Source organism: Helicobacter pylori SA213A, assembly GCF_000476275.1.
Taxonomy (GTDB): Bacteria; Campylobacterota; Campylobacteria; order Campylobacterales; family Helicobacteraceae; genus Helicobacter; species Helicobacter pylori_CL.
In genome coordinates, this window is sequence record NZ_CBOM010000059.1 from 1 (window position 1) to 895 (window position 895).

The 895-nt window shown below is 37.4% G+C and carries 1 protein-coding gene; it reads left to right on the forward strand.

Annotated elements, in window-relative coordinates:
• The coding region (locus tag QT74_RS07875) for a glycosyltransferase family 10 domain-containing protein (RefSeq protein ID WP_033765926.1) at positions 1-895 on the forward strand (895 nt) is incomplete at both ends.

Consider the following 895-nt stretch of genomic DNA (forward strand, 5'->3'; position numbering starts at 1 on the left):
GAAAAATCCTATCCTATCAAAACACTAAAAGAGTGTTTTATACCGGTGAAAACGAAGTCCCTAATTTCAACCTCTTTGATTACGCTATAGGCTTTGATGAATTGGATTTTAACAATCGTTATTTGAGAATGCCTTTATATTATGATAGACTACACCATAAAGCAGAGAGCGTGAATGACACCACCGTGCCCTACAAACTCAAAAATAACAGCCTTTATGCTTTAAAAAAACCCACCCACCATTTTAAAGAAAACCACCCTAATTTATGCGCGCTCATCAATAATGAGATCGATCCTTTGAAAAGAGGGTTTGCCAGTTTTGTCGCAAGCAATCCTAACGCTCCTAAAAGGAACGCTTTTTATGACGCTTTAAATTCTATAGAGCCGGTTACTGGGGGAGGGAGCGTGAGAAACACTTTAGGCTATAAGGTTGAAAACAAGAGCGAGTTTTTAAGCCAATACAAGTTCAATCTGTGTTTTGAAAACTCGCAAGGCTATGGCTATGTTACTGAAAAAATCATTGACGCGTATTTCAGCCACACTATCCCTATTTATTGGGGGAGTCCTAGCGTGGCGAAAGATTTTAACCCTAAGAGTTTTGTGAATGTGCATGATTTCAAAAACTTTGATGAAGCGATTGATTATGTGAGATACTTGCACACGCACAAAAACGCTTATTTAGACATGCTCTATGAAAACCCTTTGAACACCATTGATGGGAAAGCTTATTTTTACCAAAATTTGAGCTTTGAAAAGATCCTGGATTTTTTTAAAACGATTTTAGAAAACGACACGATCTATCATTGCAATGATGCCCATTATTCTGCTCTTCATCGTGATTTGCATGAGCCATTAGTGTCTATTGATGATTTGAGAGCCAATTATGATGATTTGAG